At 64.3% G+C, this 17,739-nt stretch carries 14 protein-coding genes and 1 tRNA gene; 6 read left to right on the forward strand and 9 right to left on the reverse strand.

The genetic code is table 11. The features are described from left to right. Positions 1 to 420 precede the first annotated feature (420 nt). Together H3Z74_RS19785 and H3Z74_RS19790 are read right to left on the reverse strand one after the other, a co-directional pair. Positions 421 to 762, reverse strand: a complete 342-nt coding sequence (locus tag H3Z74_RS19785) for a low molecular weight protein tyrosine phosphatase family protein (RefSeq protein ID WP_187761245.1) — start codon at positions 760 to 762, stop codon at positions 421 to 423. Further along, on the reverse strand, positions 759 to 1,418 hold the full coding sequence (locus H3Z74_RS19790) for a uracil-DNA glycosylase (RefSeq protein WP_187761246.1): 660 nt from the start codon (positions 1,416 to 1,418) through the stop codon (positions 759 to 761). Before H3Z74_RS19790 ends, H3Z74_RS19785 begins: the two co-directional genes overlap by 4 nt. Before the next feature lie 23 nt (positions 1,419 to 1,441). On the opposite strand from H3Z74_RS19790, the gene folK reads away from it, so the two are divergent. From folK to H3Z74_RS19810, 4 genes are all read left to right on the forward strand, one after another. Then, the gene (folK, locus tag H3Z74_RS19795; protein WP_187764429.1) at positions 1,442 to 1,927 is read left to right on the forward strand and encodes a 2-amino-4-hydroxy-6-hydroxymethyldihydropteridine diphosphokinase; all 486 of its coding nucleotides are present in this window, start codon (positions 1,442 to 1,444) and stop codon (positions 1,925 to 1,927) included. Positions 1,928 to 1,954: 27 nt separating this feature from the next. Next, positions 1,955 to 2,030: transfer RNA gene (locus tag H3Z74_RS19800), tRNA-Lys, on the forward strand. A gap of 143 nt (positions 2,031 to 2,173) precedes the next feature. Beyond that, positions 2,174 to 2,917, forward strand: a complete 744-nt coding sequence (locus H3Z74_RS19805) for a hypothetical protein (protein ID WP_187761247.1) — start codon at positions 2,174 to 2,176, stop codon at positions 2,915 to 2,917. Between the two features lie 159 nt (positions 2,918 to 3,076). After that, positions 3,077 to 3,826 carry a phosphatase PAP2 family protein gene (locus tag H3Z74_RS19810; RefSeq protein ID WP_187761248.1) on the forward strand — a complete coding sequence of 250 codons (750 nt, stop codon included), beginning with the start codon at positions 3,077 to 3,079 and terminating at the stop codon, positions 3,824 to 3,826. On the opposite strand, the gene H3Z74_RS19815 is transcribed toward H3Z74_RS19810, so the two are convergent. After that, complete coding sequence (locus H3Z74_RS19815; protein ID WP_187761249.1) at positions 3,809 to 4,639, reverse strand: HpcH/HpaI aldolase/citrate lyase family protein; 831 nt, start codon at positions 4,637 to 4,639, stop codon at positions 3,809 to 3,811. The genes H3Z74_RS19810 and H3Z74_RS19815 overlap by 18 nt on opposite strands. Positions 4,640 to 4,762: 123 nt before the next feature. Here H3Z74_RS19815 and H3Z74_RS19820 point away from each other — a divergent pair, with 123 nt between their 5' ends. Continuing rightward, the gene (locus tag H3Z74_RS19820) at positions 4,763 to 6,931 is read left to right on the forward strand and encodes a TonB-dependent receptor (RefSeq protein WP_187761250.1); all 2,169 of its coding nucleotides are present in this window, start codon (positions 4,763 to 4,765) and stop codon (positions 6,929 to 6,931) included. Between the two features lie 118 nt (positions 6,932 to 7,049). Here H3Z74_RS19820 and H3Z74_RS19825 read toward each other — a convergent pair whose 3' ends face one another. Continuing rightward, positions 7,050 to 8,051, reverse strand: coding sequence for a threonine aldolase family protein (locus tag H3Z74_RS19825; protein ID WP_187761251.1), 1,002 nt, complete (start codon positions 8,049 to 8,051; stop codon positions 7,050 to 7,052). 174 nt (positions 8,052 to 8,225) lie between these two features. Next, entirely contained in the window at positions 8,226 to 10,373 is a 2,148-nt protein-coding gene (locus tag H3Z74_RS19830; protein WP_187761252.1) for a transglycosylase domain-containing protein, read from the reverse strand. Positions 10,374 to 10,562: 189 nt separating this feature from the next. Between H3Z74_RS19830 and H3Z74_RS19835 the strand changes: the two genes are divergently transcribed. After that, the gene (locus tag H3Z74_RS19835) at positions 10,563 to 11,567 is read left to right on the forward strand and encodes a LacI family DNA-binding transcriptional regulator (protein ID WP_187761253.1); all 1,005 of its coding nucleotides are present in this window, start codon (positions 10,563 to 10,565) and stop codon (positions 11,565 to 11,567) included. 351 nt (positions 11,568 to 11,918) lie between these two features. Here the strand turns inward: H3Z74_RS19835 and H3Z74_RS19840 are convergent, their stop codons facing one another. From H3Z74_RS19840 to H3Z74_RS19855, 4 genes are all read right to left on the reverse strand, one after another. Then, entirely contained in the window at positions 11,919 to 12,965 is a 1,047-nt protein-coding gene (locus tag H3Z74_RS19840; RefSeq protein WP_229726698.1) for a YeiH family protein, read from the reverse strand. Between the two features lie 109 nt (positions 12,966 to 13,074). Beyond that, on the reverse strand, positions 13,075 to 14,328 hold the full coding sequence (locus H3Z74_RS19845; protein WP_187761254.1) for an MFS transporter: 1,254 nt from the start codon (positions 14,326 to 14,328) through the stop codon (positions 13,075 to 13,077). 240 nt (positions 14,329 to 14,568) lie between these two features. Continuing rightward, complete coding sequence (locus H3Z74_RS19850; protein WP_187761255.1) at positions 14,569 to 15,321, reverse strand: phytanoyl-CoA dioxygenase family protein; 753 nt, start codon at positions 15,319 to 15,321, stop codon at positions 14,569 to 14,571. A gap of 13 nt (positions 15,322 to 15,334) precedes the next feature. Next, complete coding sequence (locus H3Z74_RS19855) at positions 15,335 to 17,659, reverse strand: TonB-dependent receptor (RefSeq protein ID WP_187761256.1); 2,325 nt, start codon at positions 17,657 to 17,659, stop codon at positions 15,335 to 15,337. Positions 17,660 to 17,739 lie beyond the last annotated feature (80 nt).

Here is a 17,739-nt window from a genome sequence, read left to right on the forward strand (position 1 = left end):
TGTTTTTTGCTGGCTGTTAAGTTGGATTTTTCTTCCGAATTTCCACTTTTTATCAAAGGCTTGTGACATGCTGGCTGTTATCGAATAACAGCCAGGTATCAGCCAGCATAACAGCCAGCGAACAGCCAACGACACACGCTGTTACGTGCCGTAACAGCCAGCTTCATGTACCAACCATGAGAAAGAGCGGGGCGGGGCGCGAGTGACGCATCGCCTGGTTCAACGCTGCCATCAGCCGCCGCCCGGTTGAATCGAGGCGGTGGCATCAATCCGGCCTGAAGCAATATCGACTTGGGTAGTATCGCCTCCCGTTCGGCTCCGGACTGGATCCGGGGCTATCGAAGTCCATGCGCTGCGCGTGCCCTTCGACAGGCTCAGGGCGAACGGAAGGAGGGTGGATCAACTCAGCTGTAAATCACTCTAACGGCTCGTCGGCACATCCGGAAAATAGCGCGCCAGCTTCACCTCCAGCAGCCGCACCAGTTCCGGTTGCATGAATGCATAATCGTCCGGAATATCGAGGCAGATGATGCGGGCCTGTTTCAGGGCCGGGCGAAACCGCTTCTGCAGCTTGTTGCGATGCGTCTTCTCCATGACGAAAATCACGTCCGCCCATTCGACCAGCTCGGCCGTGAGCGGGTTGTCGGCGTCGTGATTGGTGCCGGCTGATTCGACCTCCATGTCGGGCCGCGACGCGAAAATCTGTTCCGCGGTCGGGCTGCGCAGCCGGTTCTGGCTGCACACGAAGAGGATCTTCTTCATGCCGGCCGCAATTCCAGCGCCCGCGCGAACACCGCCTCGAACATCTCGGCCGTCAGCCGTCCGGTATTCTGATTGTAGCGCGAGCAATGATAGCTATCGATCAGGATGCGGCCATCGGGCACGCGGTGTTCGGCGAGATGCGCGAAGCGGCATTTGGGCAGCTTGCCGCCGAGAATCTTCACCGCCGACTGATGCGCGATCTGGCCGAGCGCAATGTACACGCGCGCTTTGGGCAATGCCGCGGCCTGGCCGGCGAGAAACGGGCGGCAGGCGCGGATTTCCTCCGGCGTCGGCTTGTTCTGCGGCGGCAGGCATTTGACCGCATTGATGATGATCGCGCCGTCGAGCCGCAGTGAATCGTCGGGCCTGGCCTCGTACGTGCCGCTGGCCAGCCCGAACTTCGCCAGCGTGTTGTACAGCAACGGCCCCGATTGATCGCCGGTAAAGGGCCGCCCGGTACGGTTGGCGCCATGCTTGCCGGGTGCGAGCCCGACGATCGCCAGCCAGGCATCGGGATCGCCGAACGCATTGACCGGTCCATTCCACCAGTCGGGATGCTCGATGCGGAGATCGTCGCGAAAGGCGACGAGGCGCGGGCAGCGCGGGCAATCATGCGGCGCTTCGGTATGCGGAATCGGACTGGGTGCGAAGTTCATCGAAACGCGATACGCAGGTTGCCGTGCCGATCTCAACTTATGCCATTTCCATCGGGTCGAACCGCCCGGGCCGTCACGGACGTCCCGAAGCGGAAGTGAGTGCCGCGATCGGCGCGCTGACAGGCGTGGTGGCCGTGGCGCCGATCATCGCCAGCGCACCGATCGGCCCGTCGATTCGGCGCTTCGCCAACACCGCCATACTGGTCGAGACGAAAGACGATCCGCCCGCCCTGCTCGCGCGGCTGAAAGCGATCGAGCGCGATTTCGGGCGGCGGCGCGGGCGGCGCTGGGGCGCGCGGGTGATCGACCTCGACATCATCCTGTGGTCGGGCGGCAGCTGGGGCGAGGCCGGCCTGACCGTCCCGCATATCGGCTTTCGCGCGCGCGGCTTCGTGCTCGATCCACTCGCCCGCATCGCCGCCGATTGGCGTGATCCGGTCACCGGGCTGAGCGTCCGGCAGCTCGCTTACCGTTTGCGCGCGGTTGACCAGCGCGCGTCGCGCCCCTAACGCGCGTCACTTGCCCGGCATGTGTGGGGGCCCGTAGCTCAGTTGGTAGAGCAACGGACTTTTAATCTGTAGGTCTCGGGTTCGAATCCCGACGGGCCCACCATCGCCGCTTAGCATTCGCTGGATCGTATCCATCCTCATCGACGCATTGTCACCAGCGTCTTTGCTTCTCCAACCTCGAAGATCTGGCAACCCGCGATCGCGCCGTATATGTTTTTGCGGGTATCCGTTCCCGGAGGCTGCCCGTTGACGCAAGAAACGCGGTTTTGGACTATTCTGGCCCTGATCGTGGCGATTGCCGCAACATGGTTCACCTACGAGCAACTGGTTATCGCACGTCAGAACGTGGTGCCGGCTTTGTCGACAGGGTCGAACAAGATGCCGAATTCCGCTGACATGCCGACTCAGCAGAAGATTCCCGGCAACGATGGCGAGAATTCTCCAGAACCAAAGGCAGCGACGCCGACCACAACGAAAGGATCGGCGCCGGCACTTTCCTCTGCAGTGTCCGACGCGAGCTATTTTACCGAGGTGAGCACACGGTGCATTTCCAGCACGCTAAGCGGCGCCCCCGGGTTTTTGTGCGAAAAGTCGAGAGGAACGGGAGCCTATCGGCGGACTGATCCTGTTTCCTATGGATGTTCACTGGATTTATCGCTGAAATACGGCTTCATCTGCCTTCAGCCGGGTGGTCGCAGAGTTAACCTGGGAGAGGAGCCTGTCACACTCTTTGCCAGGGCGAATCGCGCACGCGCCTGCATCTTGGATAATCGTATCGATGACAGCCATCTGCGATGTGAGGAGGCGTCCGGATCAGGCCATTATGTCGCCCTCGACAAGAAGGAGTTTGGATGCATAGCGACCAGCGCTGGCGAAACCTGTCGCGGCGTGGGTGGGAAGCGTATTCATGTCCCGACGCAAGGAAAAGCTCTTCTGGAAGCGCCGGAAAAATATTCCGATGAGCAGCGTTATCTCGTTTTCATTTCCTGAATCGGCGCGTGGGATTTGGCCTGTTGCATTTGAACCGAATCGATTTGAAAAGAATTATTCCGCTCATACCCGCACGATCCCAAATTGTTCGGGCGATGCCGCATCATGGTCGCCGGGCCTCCCTCGACCATCGCCGCAAGACCAGCCATGATCCCCTCCATGATCGCTGAAGACCCACTCCATGCCGAGGGCGCGGATGCCGCGGGCGAGATCCCCGGTGGCGTACGGCATCCGCCCTGGCTGCTCGCGGCAGGCGGCGCGGTCGCGCTGGCGGCGCTGATCGTCACGCTGATCGGCCTGTTCGTCGATCGCGGCCATCGCTTCGCCTTCGATTCGGCGATCCTGCTCGCTGCGCGGCACGGCGAAGCGCATGGCGTGCCGGTCGGCCCCTATTGGATGAAGCAGGCAGCGATCGATGTCACCGCACTGGGCGGCGAGACCGTGCTGGTGCTGGTCGTATTGATCACCGCCGGGTTCCTTGCGGTCCGGCGGCTCTGGCTGACCCTCGCGCTGGTGCTGGGCGGCACGATCAGCGGGTCGATCGCAGTCGCGATCGTCAAATCGCTGGTCGGCCGCCCGCGCCCCGACCTGACCGACCATCTCGTCCAGGTATCGTCAGAGAGTTTCCCGAGCGGCCATGCCGCCAACAGCGCAATCATCTATCTGACCATCGCCACGCTGATCATGCAGATCGCGCCGGGGGGCGGATCGCGCCGCTATATCCTGATCGTCGCGGCGCTGCTGGTCACCGCGATCGGCATGAGCCGGGTCTATCTCGGCGTGCACTGGCCAAGCGACGTGCTTGGCGGCTGGGCGTTCGGAACATTATGGGCGATCGGCTGGTGGGCGATCGGCGCCTGGGCCAGGCTCAGGCGCGCCGGCGTGTCGGTATTACACCCCGGCGAGTAGCCGCTGCGCCGATTTGAGGTGCGGTGCATCGACCATCTTGCCGTCGAGCGCCAGCGCCCCCGCGCCGGGATTCGCTTCGAACAGGGCAACGACGCTGCGGGCGTGATCAATCTCCGCCTCGCTTGGCGTGAAGGCGGCATTGATCACCGGCACCTGTGACGGATGAATCGCCATCATGCCGGTGAAACCGTCGCGCCGCGCCCGCGCGGCGTAGGCAGCCAGCCCGTCGAGATCGCGGAAATCGGGATAGACCGTCTCAATCGCCGGCACGCCCGCCGCATGCGCGCCGAACAAGGTGAGCGAGCGGGCGAGCTGATATGGCGCAGTATAGCTGCCATCGGCCTCACGCGAGGTCGCAGCACCAATCGCGGCGGGCAGATCCTCCGCCCCCCAGGTCAGGCCGGCGAGGCGCGATGTGACGCCGCCATAGCTGCCCAGTGAAAAAATCGCCGCCGGCGTCTCGGTTGCAATCGGCAGGATCGCGATCTCGCCCGACAGCCGCGCATCGAGCGCGGCAAGCGACGCCGCGCCTTCGGCCTTGGGCAGCAACAGCCCATCGGGACCGGCAGTCAGCACCGCCGCCAGGTCATCGTCGATCAGCCCGGAGTCGAGCGGATTGACCCGGACATAGAGCGTCGCCGTGCGTGGCCGGCGCAGGAATTCGGCCACCGCCGTGCGCGCGCCGGGCTTGGCCGCCAGGCTGACCGAATCCTCCAGGTCGAGGATCAGCACATCGGCACCGAGCCCCAGTGCCTTTTCCATCCGGTCGGGACGGTCGCCGGGAACGAACAGCAACGAGCGCAGGCGGGGCATCGGATTCTCCTGAAACGGCGATCCGCCCCCTATCATAGCCAGAGCGTGCCAAGGCAACGACGAAGCGTCTTGTGACTTTATACCATTACATTTAAGGCGCCGCTCAAATAAGAAAGGGCCTTCATGATTCGTCGTCTTTTGCTCGCCAGCACCGCTTCCGTCCCCGCGCTCGTTTTTGCCTTCGCTCAACCGGCGCTTGCCCAGGACACGCCCGCCGACACCGCCGCCGCACCCGCAAAAGCGACGAATGACGACAGCCGCGACATCATCATCACCGCGCCGTTCGAACAGAGCGAAGGCGATGTCCTATCGGGCACATCGGTCCTGTCCGGCGACGCACTGACGCGCAGCCTGAAGCCGACGATCGGCGAAACGCTGGCCAAGCTGCCCGGTGTCTCGGCGACCTCGTTCGGTCCGAGCGCGTCGCGCCCGATCCTGCGCGGTTTCCAGGGCGAGCGCATCCGCGTGCTGACCGACGGGATCGGATCGATCGACGTGTCCAATACCTCGGTCGACCATGCCGTGATCATCGATCCGCTGCTGGCCGAACGCATCGAAGTGCTGCGCGGCCCCTCGGCGCTGCTGTTCGGTTCCTCGGCGGTCGGCGGCGTGGTCAACGTCATCGACACGCGCATTCCACGCAGCGTGCCGGAAAAAGGCTATCGGTTCAGCGGCACCGCCACCTATGGCTCGGCCGCCGATGAGCGCACGATCGGCGGCGCGGGCGATGTCGCGGTCGGCCAGCACCTCGTACTTCATGCCGACGGCTCCTATTCGAAGAGCGGCGACCTGCGCATCGGCGGATATGCCCTGACCCCCGAGCGGCGCCGCGAAGCGCTGGCGACCAGCCTGTTGCCGGTCGACCCGGCCGATCCCGAGCCGATCGATTATGCCGCCAATGCCGCGATCAAGGGCAAGCTGCCCAATTCGTCGAGCGAGACCTGGACCGCCGGCGCCGGCGCGACGATCATCACCGACACCGGCAATCTCGGCATTTCCTACAGCCATTATGACAGCCTGTACGGTGTGCCGATCCGCTATGCGACGCTACCCGGCGAGGGGCAGGAAGCGCCGCGCCTGTCGGTGGTGCAGAACCGCGTCGACCTGCGCGGCGAAGTCGAGACCGGCGGCGGTTTCCTCGACAAGATCAAGATCCGCGCCGGCCAGGCAAGCTATCGCCATTTCGAACTGGAAGAGGATGGCTCGGTCGGCACTGCCTTTTACAACAAGGGCCTGGAAGGCCGGCTTGAAGTGATCCAGGCCGATCATGGCGGCTGGAAGGGCGCATCGGGCGTGCAATTCTTCAACCGCATTTTCGACGTGAAGGGCGAAGAAGCCTTTCTGCCCAAGAACGAAACCAACCAGACCGGCTTCTTCACGCTGCAGCAGCTCGATCTCGGCGCGTTCAAGGCCGAGGGTGGCCTCCGCTATGAGCTGACCGATGTCGCGTCACGCACGCCGGTGGACGATCTGCGCTTCTTTCGCGGCAGCCGCCATTTCGAAGCGCTGTCGGGCTCGATCGGCGCGTCTTATGGCCTGACCGACGGGATCCGCTTCGGGCTCAACCTGTCGCACACCGAACGCGCGCCCTCAGCGGAGGAATTGTTCGCCAATGGCGGGCATGCCGGGACCCAGGCCTATGAACTGGGCAACGCCGATTTCCGGCTCGAGAAGAGCTGGGGCCTGGAAGCCACGCTGCACGCGCATGGCGAGGGCTACAGCTTCGACGCGTCGGCCTATTACAATAAATTCACCAACTATATCTCGGAGAACCAGGTCGATCAGGCGGTGTGCGAAGCCGCCGCTGCGCCGAGCGGGCGCGAGGTCGAATTCCCCTGCTTCCAGTTCAGCCAGGCCAATGCGCGCTATTATGGCTTCGAGGCGCAGGGGTCGGTGCTGCTGACGCGGATCGGCGACTATAAGATCAACGTCGATGCGCTGGGCGATTATGTCCATGCCAATATCGTCGACCAGGGTCCGATTCCGCGCATCCCGGCACCGCGCGTGCTGGGCGGGATCGAGGCGCAATCGGACCGCATCACTGGCCGGCTCGAGGCCGAGCATGTGTTCGACCAGAACCGCGTGACCGCATTCGAGACGCCGACCAAGGGCTATACGATGGTCAACGCGGCCCTGTCGTTCAAGCCATTCGGCGCCGACAACAAGACCACGCTCGACATCAGCGCCAACAACATCTTCGATGTCGATGCGCGCCGCCATGCGAGCTTCCTGAAGGATTTCGCCCCGCTCGCCGGGCGCGATATCCGGGCGACGTTGCGCTTCAGCCTGTAGGAGATTTCGCGCTCAGGGCGAACCTCATCCGTTCGCCCTGAGTCTGTCGAACGGCATGCGCAGCGCATAGGGTTCGACAGGTTCAGCCCGAGCGGGTTTGGCCTTATCCCAAGAGAACCTAAAGCGCGGCGATCGCTTCGGCGAGCGGGCGGATGGCGTCGGGCTGGTGATCCCAGGAGGTCACCAGCCGCGCTTCGCCCGGGCCCCAGTCGTAGAAATCAAACCCCTTGGCGCGGAGCTTTTCCGCCTCCGCGGCGGTGACGCGCAGGAACACTTCGTTCGCCTCGACCGGATAGACCAGCCGCTCGCCCGCCGCCTTGGCCAGCATCGTCGCCCCGGCATTCGATGCACGGGCATTGTCGAGCCACAGATCATGGTCCAGCAATGCGTGGATCTGCGCGGCGAGGTAGCGGCCCTTGGACAACAACAGCCCGGCACGCTTGCGGCGATAGAGCGTCGCGGCGGCCAGTTCGGGCTTGAAGAAGACCAGTGCCTCGGCGCTCATCCCGCCATTCTTGACGAAGCCGAAGCTCAGCGCATCGACCCCGGCGCGCCAGGTCAGGTCGGCCGGAGTGCAGCCGAGATGCGCCACGGCATTGGCGAAGCGCGCGCCGTCCATATGCAACCCGAGCCGGCGTTCGCGCGCCAGATGGCCGATCGCCGCCACTTCATTCGGGGTATAGACGCAGCCATATTCGGTCGCGTTGGTGATCGAGATCGCATGCGCCTGGAGCTGATGGACGTCGTTGCGGATCGGATCGAGCACCGCGGCGATGCTGGCCGGCGTCAGCTTCGCGCCTTCGCCCTCGCCAAGCAGCAGCTTCGCGCCATGGGTGTAGAAGCCAGGGGCGCCGCCTTCGTCATTCTGGATATGCGCATCATGATGGCACACCACAGCGCCGTGGGGCGGGCACAGCGCGGCGAGCGCGAGGCAATTGGCGGAGGTGCCGGTCGGTACCCATAAGGCGCGCACGTCGGCTTCGAACAGGTCGGAGAAGCGCGCGTCGAGCTGGCGGCTCCAGCCATCGCCGTCATAGGCGGTGTCGAGCGTATTGGCCTGTTCGAGCGCCGCGAAGACGGCGGGATGAACCGGGGCGGCATTGTCGGAGAAGAAGCGCATGGGCAGAGCCTTGCTGCGCCGCCCGGGTCTCGTCAACCGTGTCGATTGAGCGGTTATCATCCTTCCGTTCGTTTGGAGCGAAGTCGGGAAACCATGCGCAGCGATTGTGGCTAGTTTCTCGACTTCGCTCGAAACGAACGGGGATGGAGGGTCGGTTCAACCCGAGTAACTATCCTAGCGCGGATCGAGCGGCGGTTCGTCGGGTGGCGGATCGTCGCCACGCGGCGCGCGGTCCTCGCGGCGCGGGCGATCGCCGCGATCGCGGTTCGAGCGGTTGATCTCGATGCTGCCGTCGGGACCGACGCGCAGGTTGAGACCAAGCCCTTCGATCTCGCCTTCCAGCGGGACATCGATCCCTTCCAGGCCGATCGAATTCTCCGCATCGGGGTCGAGCTCATTGTCCGCCGCTTCCGTCACCGGCGCAACGGCCGGACCGACGCCGATTGCGCGCATCATGAAGTCGCGCCAGATCCGTGCCGGGATGCCACCGCCCGACAGGCCGGCATTGGGCTTGTTGTCGTCGTTTCCGACCCACACACCGACCACCAGGTCGCCGGCGAACCCGACGAACAGCGCGTCGCGATTGTCCTGCGTCGTGCCGGTCTTGCCATAGGTCTTGACCGACAGCGCCGCCTGCCGCCCGGTACCCGTTTCGGCCGAGGCGGAAAGCAGATCGAGCATCTGTTCGCGCAGGTCGCCGGTCAGCGGATGACCGCCCTGAGTCAGGCTCTCCAGCCAGCTGCGATCGCCATTCGGTTCGAGCCCGCTGGCGCGAACCGGATAATTCTGCGCCGCGACCGCGGCATAGGCCGAGGTCAGTTCGAGCAGCGACACGGTCGAGGTGCCAAGCGCGATCGTCGCCTCATTGGCGATCGGGGTCGAGATGCCCAGGTCGCGCGCGGCGCGAATGACATTCTTCACGCCGACCTGCTGGATCAGCCGGGCAGCGGCGACGTTGCTCGATTTCGCAAAGGCGCGGCGCAGCGTGATCTCGCCCTCGTACCGGCCATCGCTGTTCTTGGGCGACCAGTCGGCGATCGTCACCGGCTCATCCTCGATCTTCGAATCCGGGGTCAGGCCGCTGCGCAACGCGGCGAGATAGACGAACAATTTGAACGCGGACCCGGGTTGACGCCGCGCCTGCACCGCGCGGTTGAACGGGCTGTCGGCATAGGATTTGCCGCCGACCATCGCGACCACCCGGCCATCGGGCCGCATCGCGACCAGCGCGACCTGCGCCTGCTTCAGGCCGGCGCTGCGCACCGCGCGTTCGGCCGCCTTTTGCAGCCGCCGGTCGAGCGTCGTCTTGACCGTGGTTTCGGTGGCGATCTCGCCGGCGCGGTCGCGTGCCTCGGGCAGCACCCAGTCGGCGAAATAGGTGCCGTCGGGCAGCTGCTTGGTCGTGCTCATCGACAGTCGTGCCGGCGACACATCGGCGGCAATCGCCTTGTCGAGAAAACCGCCATCGACCATCGCCCCGACGACCAGCTTCTGCCGGTCGCGCGCGCCCTTGAGATTGACTGTCGGAGCGAGGCGCGACGGCGCCTTGACCAGCCCGGCAAGCATTGCCGCCTGGCCGATCGACAGATCCTCCGGCGCGCGGCTGAAATAATGTTTCGCGGCAGCGCGCAGGCCGTACACATTGTCGCCGAAATAGACGTTCGACAGATAGCGCGAGAGGATCTCGTTCTTCGACAGCCACGCCTCGAGCCAGAAGGCGATCATCACTTCGCGGATCTTGCGCGCCGCGGTGCGGTCCGAATCGAGAAACGCGTTCTTGGCGAGCTGCTGCGTGATGGTGCTGCCGCCCTGGCTGCGGCCGTCGCTCGTCATGTTGTGCCAGAAGGCGCGCGCAATGCCGCGCGGATCGACGCCCCAATGCGATTTGAAGCGCCGGTCCTCGATCGCCAGGAACGCGTTGGTGACATTGGCAGGCAGTTTCGACGCATCGACCGGCGTGCCGATGATTGCCCCGCGCCGCGCGATCGGCGTGCCGTCCTCCGCCAGCAGCGTGATGCTCGGCGGAGTCAGCGGCTCAAGCGATTTGGACAAGGGCGCGGTGATGGCGAGCCAGATCACCGCCAGCACGAACAGGATGATCCCGCCGCCCAGGATGCGCACCGGCCAGCGCCAGCGCGAGCGCCGATACGGTACCGGCAGGTTCGAACTATAGCCCTCGCCACCCGGATCCTGGCCACCATAGCCGTCCGGCGGCGGCAGGCCGTCGGACAGTTCGAGCGGCGACCGGTTCCCGCGCACGGGCGTGCCGGCGGTGCGATTGCCGGACGGCGCGGTGGCCGGATCGAAGGGATAGGGGCGCATCTGGTTCGATCGTTTCCGAGTCAGTCCGCCACCATGGCGGAGAACTGTATTACATCGATAAAACAGTGGCCGCAAGCGATTGGCCCCGGAGGATACGCACGGAGATACGCACGGAGATACGCACGGGGATAGACGCCGACAGCCCGGTCGGGCACACCCGATGGCGAAGCGAAACCGCGGAGCGACAAAGTGCGTGCGACCATCAAGGACGTATCCCGCGAAGCGGGGGTCTCGATCAAGACGGTATCGCGCGTCCTCAATAATGAGCGCTATGTCGGCGCGGCGACGCGCGCGCGCGTACAGGAAGCGGTCACGCTGCTCAATTTCCGCCCCAGCACCGCCGCGCGCTCGCTCGCCGGGCGCCGCAGCTTCCAGATCGCGCTGATCTGCGACAATCCCAGCCCCTATTATGTCTATGAAATGCAGTCGGGAATCCGTGACCGCTGCGAGGCGGACGGCGTGCGGATGATCGCCCAGCCCTATGACCGCAACTCCGTTACCTTGCTCGACGATGTCGAGAGCCTGGTCGATGCAACCAATGTGGATGGATTGATCCTGACGCCGCCGGTGACCGACTATCCGGCGGTGCTCGACCTGCTTGCGCGGCGCGGGGTGCGTTTCGTGCGCATTTCACCCGGCGGCGATGTCGACCTGACCTCGTCGACCTTTATCGACAATGAGGGTGCGGCACGGATGATGACCGAGCATCTGATCGGGCTCGGCCATCGCCGCATCGGTTTCATCGCCGGCCATCCTAGCTATGCGACCAGCGCGCAGCGGCGGAACGGTTATCTTGAGGCCCTGCAGACCGCAGGTATCGCAGCCGACCCGGCGCTGACGGTCGAGGGCAGCTACGACTTCGCCTCCGGCGCTGCTGCCGCCGAGATGCTGCTGTCGCTGGATGTGCCGCCAAGCGCGATCTTCGCGTCGAGCGACGATATGGCGGCCGGCGCGCTGACCGTCGCACACCGCCGTGGAATCAGCGTCCCCGGCCAGCTGTCGGTCGCCGGGTTCGACGATACCGCGCTGGCGGGTTTCGTCTGGCCGCCTTTGACCACGATCCGCCAGCCGACCCGGCAAATGGCCTATCAGGCGGCGGACCTGCTGCTTGCGGGCGAGGATGCGCCGGTCGAACGGCGCGAGATCGGGTTCGAGCTGGTGGTGCGCGATTCGACCGGGCCGGCCGAGAAATAGGCCCTTTCACGCCCGCTGATTGCCCGGGGTTCGCCCCTGTTATCCCCTGTTATCGGCATTGTATTTTCGCGCCCCTGTTATTGTTGGATCTATATCTGGATTACGCGTTTGTTTTCAGGAGCATGGCTGACCCTGCCCCTGGTATGGAAACAGGGGTGGAACAGGGGCAATAACAGGGGCCGTTTCGATCGAAACAGGGGCGATGATCGCGCGACGCTTCGTGGCCATTTGAAAGAGCAGGAAGAGAACGCCTCACCGGCGTCTCGTCCGACTCTCACCATGCGGCATCCCGCCACGTCATTGAATCGCCATCCGCCACCGGATCCGCTCAGTCCTCAATTCTCAAGCCTGTCACCCGACGAACATCAGCGCTGCACCCAGCGCAAGCAGGAATGCCACCAAAGTCGCCGCGAGGATCACGAACAACGGCTTCGGCCCAGCCTCAAGCAATTGCGACAGAGGCGAGCGGATCGCGGTCGCCGTCACCGCCGCGGCAAGCAGGCCGGCGGCGATCTGTTCCGCGCCTTTCGCCGTCACCGCCGGGATCACCCCGAATGAATTGATCCCGGCCAGCACGAAAAAGCCGACAACGAACCAGGGTATTCCCGGCCCCTTCGCCCGCGACGCATCGCCGCGCAGGAACAGGGCAACGATCGCCAGCACCGGCGCGAGCAGCGCGACGCGAGTCAGCTTCACGATCGCGGCGATATCGCCCGCATCCTTGGAATAGGAATAGCCCGCACCCAGCGCCTGGGCGACGTCATGGATCGCCGCACCAAGCATGAAGCCGGCCTTGAGGTCGCTCATCGCCAGCGCGTGCGCGGCGATCGGGTAGAGCACCATCGCCAGCGCGCTGAGCGCCGAGATGCCGACCAGCACCATGGTCAGCTGCGCCTGGCTGGTGCGCTTCTCGCCCAGCGTGGTGGCCAAAGCCATCGCCGCCGATGCACCGCAAATCGCCACCGCACCCCCGGCAAGCGTACCGAAAGCGGTGTCGAAGCCGAAGCGCCGCGCCGCGAGGATGCCGGCACCGATGGTCAGCGCGACGATCGCCAGCACGCACAGCAGGGCGACCGGCCCGAGCGCGACGATCTGCCCGAAGGTGATGCGCACGCCGACCAGCACGATGCCCCAGCGCAGCAGCGAGCGCGAGGCGAAGGCGAGCCCGGGGGTGAGGCGCGTATCGGCGCTGAGGAAATTGAGCGCGAGCCCGATGAGCAGCGCCATCAGGGTCAGCGGCGCGCCATAATGATCCGACAGGAAGGCTGCCGCGAGCGTTCCCGCCGCAACGATCGCCAGGCCGGGCAGATAGCCCTGCCAACTCGACTTGGGCGACGGCTCGATATCGCCATAGAGATCCGCCGCCATCGGCAGGGGTCTTGGTTGTCTCGTCGCCATGGTCGCCCCAATTTCGATCGGGCTGTTCCGCCCGCTTGTGATGAGGCTAGGCCAGAGCCGCCCCGAAATACAGCCGTCCCCGGAATATACCCATCCCGGAATATACCCTTCAGTGCGGCGCGACCGGCATTGCCGTCCCCATCCCATCGAGCGGCAGCCGTGGCAACAGGATCTGGATCGCGATCACCGCCAGCAGATAGGATCCGCCGGCGAACAGGAACAGCGGCAGATAACCCAGCCCGGCGGCGAGCGTCAGCCCGGCGACCTTGGCAATCACCATGCCGCCGATATTGCCGCTGAATGCGCCGAAGCTGGTTACCCGCCCGATCTTTTCCGGCCGCGAAACATCGGCGATCAGCGCGAACAGATTGACCGAAAAGGCCTGGTGCGCAGCCATCACCAGGCCGATCAGCGCGACCGCCAGAGCATAGCTGTGCACCGTGTCGGCGAACGGTAAAGGCAAGGCGAGCAAGGCGGCGGCGAGCAGCGAACCCTTGCGAACTTTCTCCACGCTATAGCCCTGACGGATGAGCCGCGACGCGACCGTCCCGGCGATCAATGATCCGATCGCGCTGCAGGTATAGGCGATCGCCAGCGGCGTGCCGAGCGCGATGCCGGTCAGGCCGAAGCTGCGATGGAAGAAATCCGGCATCCAGAACAGCATCAGCCACCAGGTCGCATCCGACAGGAATTTGGCGATCGCGATCGCCCAGGTGCGCCGTTCGACAAAGATGCTTCGTCCGATCGTGCCGGCCGCGCTCGCTTCGCTGCGGGTCGATGCGCCGTCACCGGCGAAATGCACGCCCTTCACCGCGAGCAGCCAGGCGCCGGCCCAGACCAGGCCGAGGCCGCCGCCGATCAGGAACGCCGCACGCCAGCCCCACAAAAGGGCGACTGTCGGAATGAGCAATGGCGTGGCGATTGCGCCCAGGCTGCCGACGGTATTGACCAACCCGTAACCGAACGAGCGCATCGTCGGCGGGAAGATCACGGCAATGGTCTTGATCGCGGCGGGCGTGCCCATCGCCTCGGTCGCGCCAAGCGCGATGCGGCAGAAGACGAAGCTGTTGAAGCCGCGCGCAAAGGCATGCGCCATCGCCGCGAGGCTCCACAGCGCGACGCCGATCGGATTGGCCCATTTCACCCCGAGCTTGTCGACCGCAAAGCCGGTGAACAGGAACGCCACCGCCGCCGATCCCTGGAACCAGGCGGCAAGCGTGCCGTAATCATTGTCGCTCCACCCCATATCCGCCGCGATATCGGGCTTGAGCACGGCGATGATCTGCCGGTCGACAAGGTTGAGCAGCGTCGCGGTGATCGCCAGCGCGAAGATGAGATTCCGCCGCGCCAGGGACAGGGTCATCGCGGTTGGACCAGGAGATCGGAAGCGTTTGCAGCAAGGCGGTGCCAGCGCGTTTCGATCATCGGGCGCGGGATGCCGGCGGCATCCTGCGGATCATGCCAATCTCTCTCGGCCGGATGATCGACATAAAACAAAAGCACGCGCCCCTTTCTTGTGCTCCCGCGAAGGCGGGAGCCCAGACTGGGTCCCCGCCTTCGCGGGGGCAAAAGTTTTTTGCCATAAGAGGACAGGTACCTCTTACTAAGCAAAGGTCACCTGCTCACCATCCTGCAGCAGCGCGATGGCGTTGCGGCGCAATTGCTTCGTGCCGGGATTGAGCATCGCCTCGGGCGTATATTGCGCCAGGAACACGCGTCGTGCGCGATCGGTGCGATTGGCGCCGGTCGCATGCAGCAACAGGCTGGAGAAAGCGACGATGTCGCCCGCTTTGGCCTCGACGATGAGCCCCTCCGTTTCGGCCGGTGCGCCGACCAGATCATTGCTGCCGGTCTGGCGCTCATGCGGAACGATACCGTTCCGGTGACTCCCCGGCATCAGCCGCACCGTGCCGTTCTCGATCGTGGCATCGTCGAGCGGGCACCAGCAGGTGACATAGGGGGCATGATCGGCCGGGCCGCCATTACCGACGACATAACCCGAATCCTGATGCCAGGAAAATGGCAGGCCGCCCTCCGGCCCCTTCACGACGAACTGGTCGAAGAAGAAATAGGCCGTGTCCCCGATCGTCGCGCGGCAGACTTCCGCCATCGTGTCGCTGAACAGCATGTGCCTGATCTGCGGCGCGACGCGCTGGCATTCATTGGCGAAATAGCGCTTGCCGCGATGGCTGATGCCGATCGTGTCGACGCCTGCTGCGTCCATCCGCGCATCCTCGCGCGCGACGAATGCATCGCATTCGCCGCGCAACAGAGTCAGCGCGTCACCGGCCAGCGCGCCTTCGAACACGGCATAGCCCTGTTCGACGAACTGCCGCGCCTGCTGCTGATATTTCATTCCAGGCCTCCGATCAGTAATTGAACCGCACCGCGACCCCGAAATAGCGATCGACATCGCGCGGCAGGAGATAGCGATAGCTGCCGCCGGGACCGCCAGTGGTGATCAGCGACGCATAGCTCTTGTCGGTCAGGTTGCGGCCGATGAAGTTGACCCGCCACACGCCGTTCGGATCGACCAGCGCGATATTGGCGTCGACCAGGGCATAGCCGTCGATGGTGATCGCGCGGCGCACCGCAAGATCGCCCGGAGTTACGCCCGCCTGCAGCGACGACACCTGGTCGCTGGTCAGCGAGATGTTGCTGCCGATTTCGACATTGGCGAAACCGCCGGTCTCGATCTTCCAGGTCGCGCCGATATTGCCCTTCCAGGTCGGCGCGAGCGGCAGCTGTTCGCCACGCCGGTCGGTCGCGGTCGCAGGTGAGCCGGCCGGGATGTTGAACTTGTCGATCTGCGCGTCGGTATAGGCGATGCCGGCGTTGATGGTGAAGTTGCGTACCGGCCGGATCACCGATTCGATCTCCACACCCTTGGTCGACACCGAGCCCGCGTCGGTCAACTGAGTGACGACCGATCCGTTCAGATTGACGAAGCTGTTGGCCTGGAAATGGTCGTATTTGGCGTAGAAGACCGCGGTGTTGAGTGTGAAGCTGCCATCGGCTGTCTTGAACTTGGTGCCGAATTCATAAGCGTTCGATGTCTCCGCCGCGATCGGCGCGAGCTGGTTGTCGTTCTGGTTGAAGAAGACGTTGAACGCCGGGCCCTTATAACCCTGGCTGAATGTCGCATACGCCATCAGCCCGTCGGTCACATCGGCCTGAACGCCGAGCTTGCCAGAGAAATCGCTCTGACTGGTCTTCAGATGATAATTTGCCGCCGCCCCGACCAAGCCGGGACCGGCGCCGGTCGCAGCCGCGCGGACATTGAAGGCACTGATATTGTCATGGGTGAAGCGCCCGCCCGCGATCAGCCGCAACCAGTCGGTCGCGCGGAAGGTGATATTGCCATACGCCGCGACATTCTCGATCGTCGACCCGAAATTGCCGACCGCGCTCGGAAAGGTCAGCGTCGAGGAGCCGACCGCGCAAGGAAAGAGTCCTGAAACCGGCGGCAGGGTGGTCGCCGAGCAGACGATATCGTCACGCTCGAAGGTCCGCTCCTGCTTCGCTTTGTAGTAGAATCCGCCCAGAACATATTCGACGGTCTGATTGCCGGGCGACGCGAGGCGGACTTCCTGAGTGAAGGTGGTCGATGGTTGCGGCCCGAAATCGTCGAGCTGGTTGCCGCCGGTGGCCGTGTAGACCCGATCGATAAAGTCGCCGTCTCGAATACCGAAATTCTTGTAATCGCGGTACGCGGTGATTGAGGTCAGCGTGCCAGCCGATCCCACATCGAGATCGGCCTGGAGCGAACCACCCCAGCTTGTCTCGCGCGTCTTAGTCAACGTGTTCTGACGGATTTCGCGCGTTTCGTCGCCGGCCAACTTGATGCCACTCAGCGATCCGGCCAGGCCGTTATTGACCGGCACCGTACCGATGACCTCGGCGCAGCAATCGGCATTGGTCCGGCGCCAGTCCCCGATCAGCGTGAAGGTCAATGCGTCGGTCGCCTCGGCAACGATCATGCCGCGCACGCCGTAGCGCTCATAACCATTGACGGTGCGGTTCAGCGTGACGTTGCGCACCGTGCCGTCGAAATTGGCATAGGTTCCGGTGAACCGGCTGCTGATCCCGTTCCCGAGCGGAATGTCGATCGCCGCCTTGAGTTTGTATTCGCTGTCCGTGGTCGCCTGACCCTCGACATAGCCACCGAATTTATCGCCCGGCTTGCGCGTGACGATGTTGACCACGCCGGCCGATGAATTCTTGCCGAACAATGTGCCCTGCGGCCCGCGCAGCACTTCGATCCGCTCTACATCGTACAAATCGCCGAACGCTTCGCCGGAGCGCGCATAGGTGACGCCATCGACGACGAAGCCGACACTCGGTTCGGCCGCGATCGAGAAGTTGATCGTGCCGACGCCGCGCAGGAACAGCGACGAATCGATCGTCGTCGCGCTTTCCTTGAAATTGAGGCTGGGGACGAGCTGTTGCAGCGACTGGACGTTGACGCCGCCGCGTGCCTCGAACTGCTCGCCACTGACCACGCTGATCGCGGCGGGGACCTTTTGCAGATTCTCCGAACGCTTCTGCGCGGTGACGATGATATCGCCCGGATCGGCGATGTCGGTCGCCACAGCCTCTTCCGGGGTGGCGGGTGCGGCATCCTGCGCGAACGCGGGCGTCGCGGCGATCAGCGCGAACAACGCCGCGCCGGACAGATGGAAAGCTCGTTTCATAAATCCTCCCTCAAATTCCCATTCAATTGATGGATATTATATTTATTGGCCCCGATCTGACAGCGTAATCAGACTAGGCG

This window comes from Sphingomonas alpina (genome assembly GCF_014490665.1).
Classification (GTDB): domain Bacteria; phylum Pseudomonadota; class Alphaproteobacteria; order Sphingomonadales; family Sphingomonadaceae; genus Sphingomonas; species Sphingomonas alpina.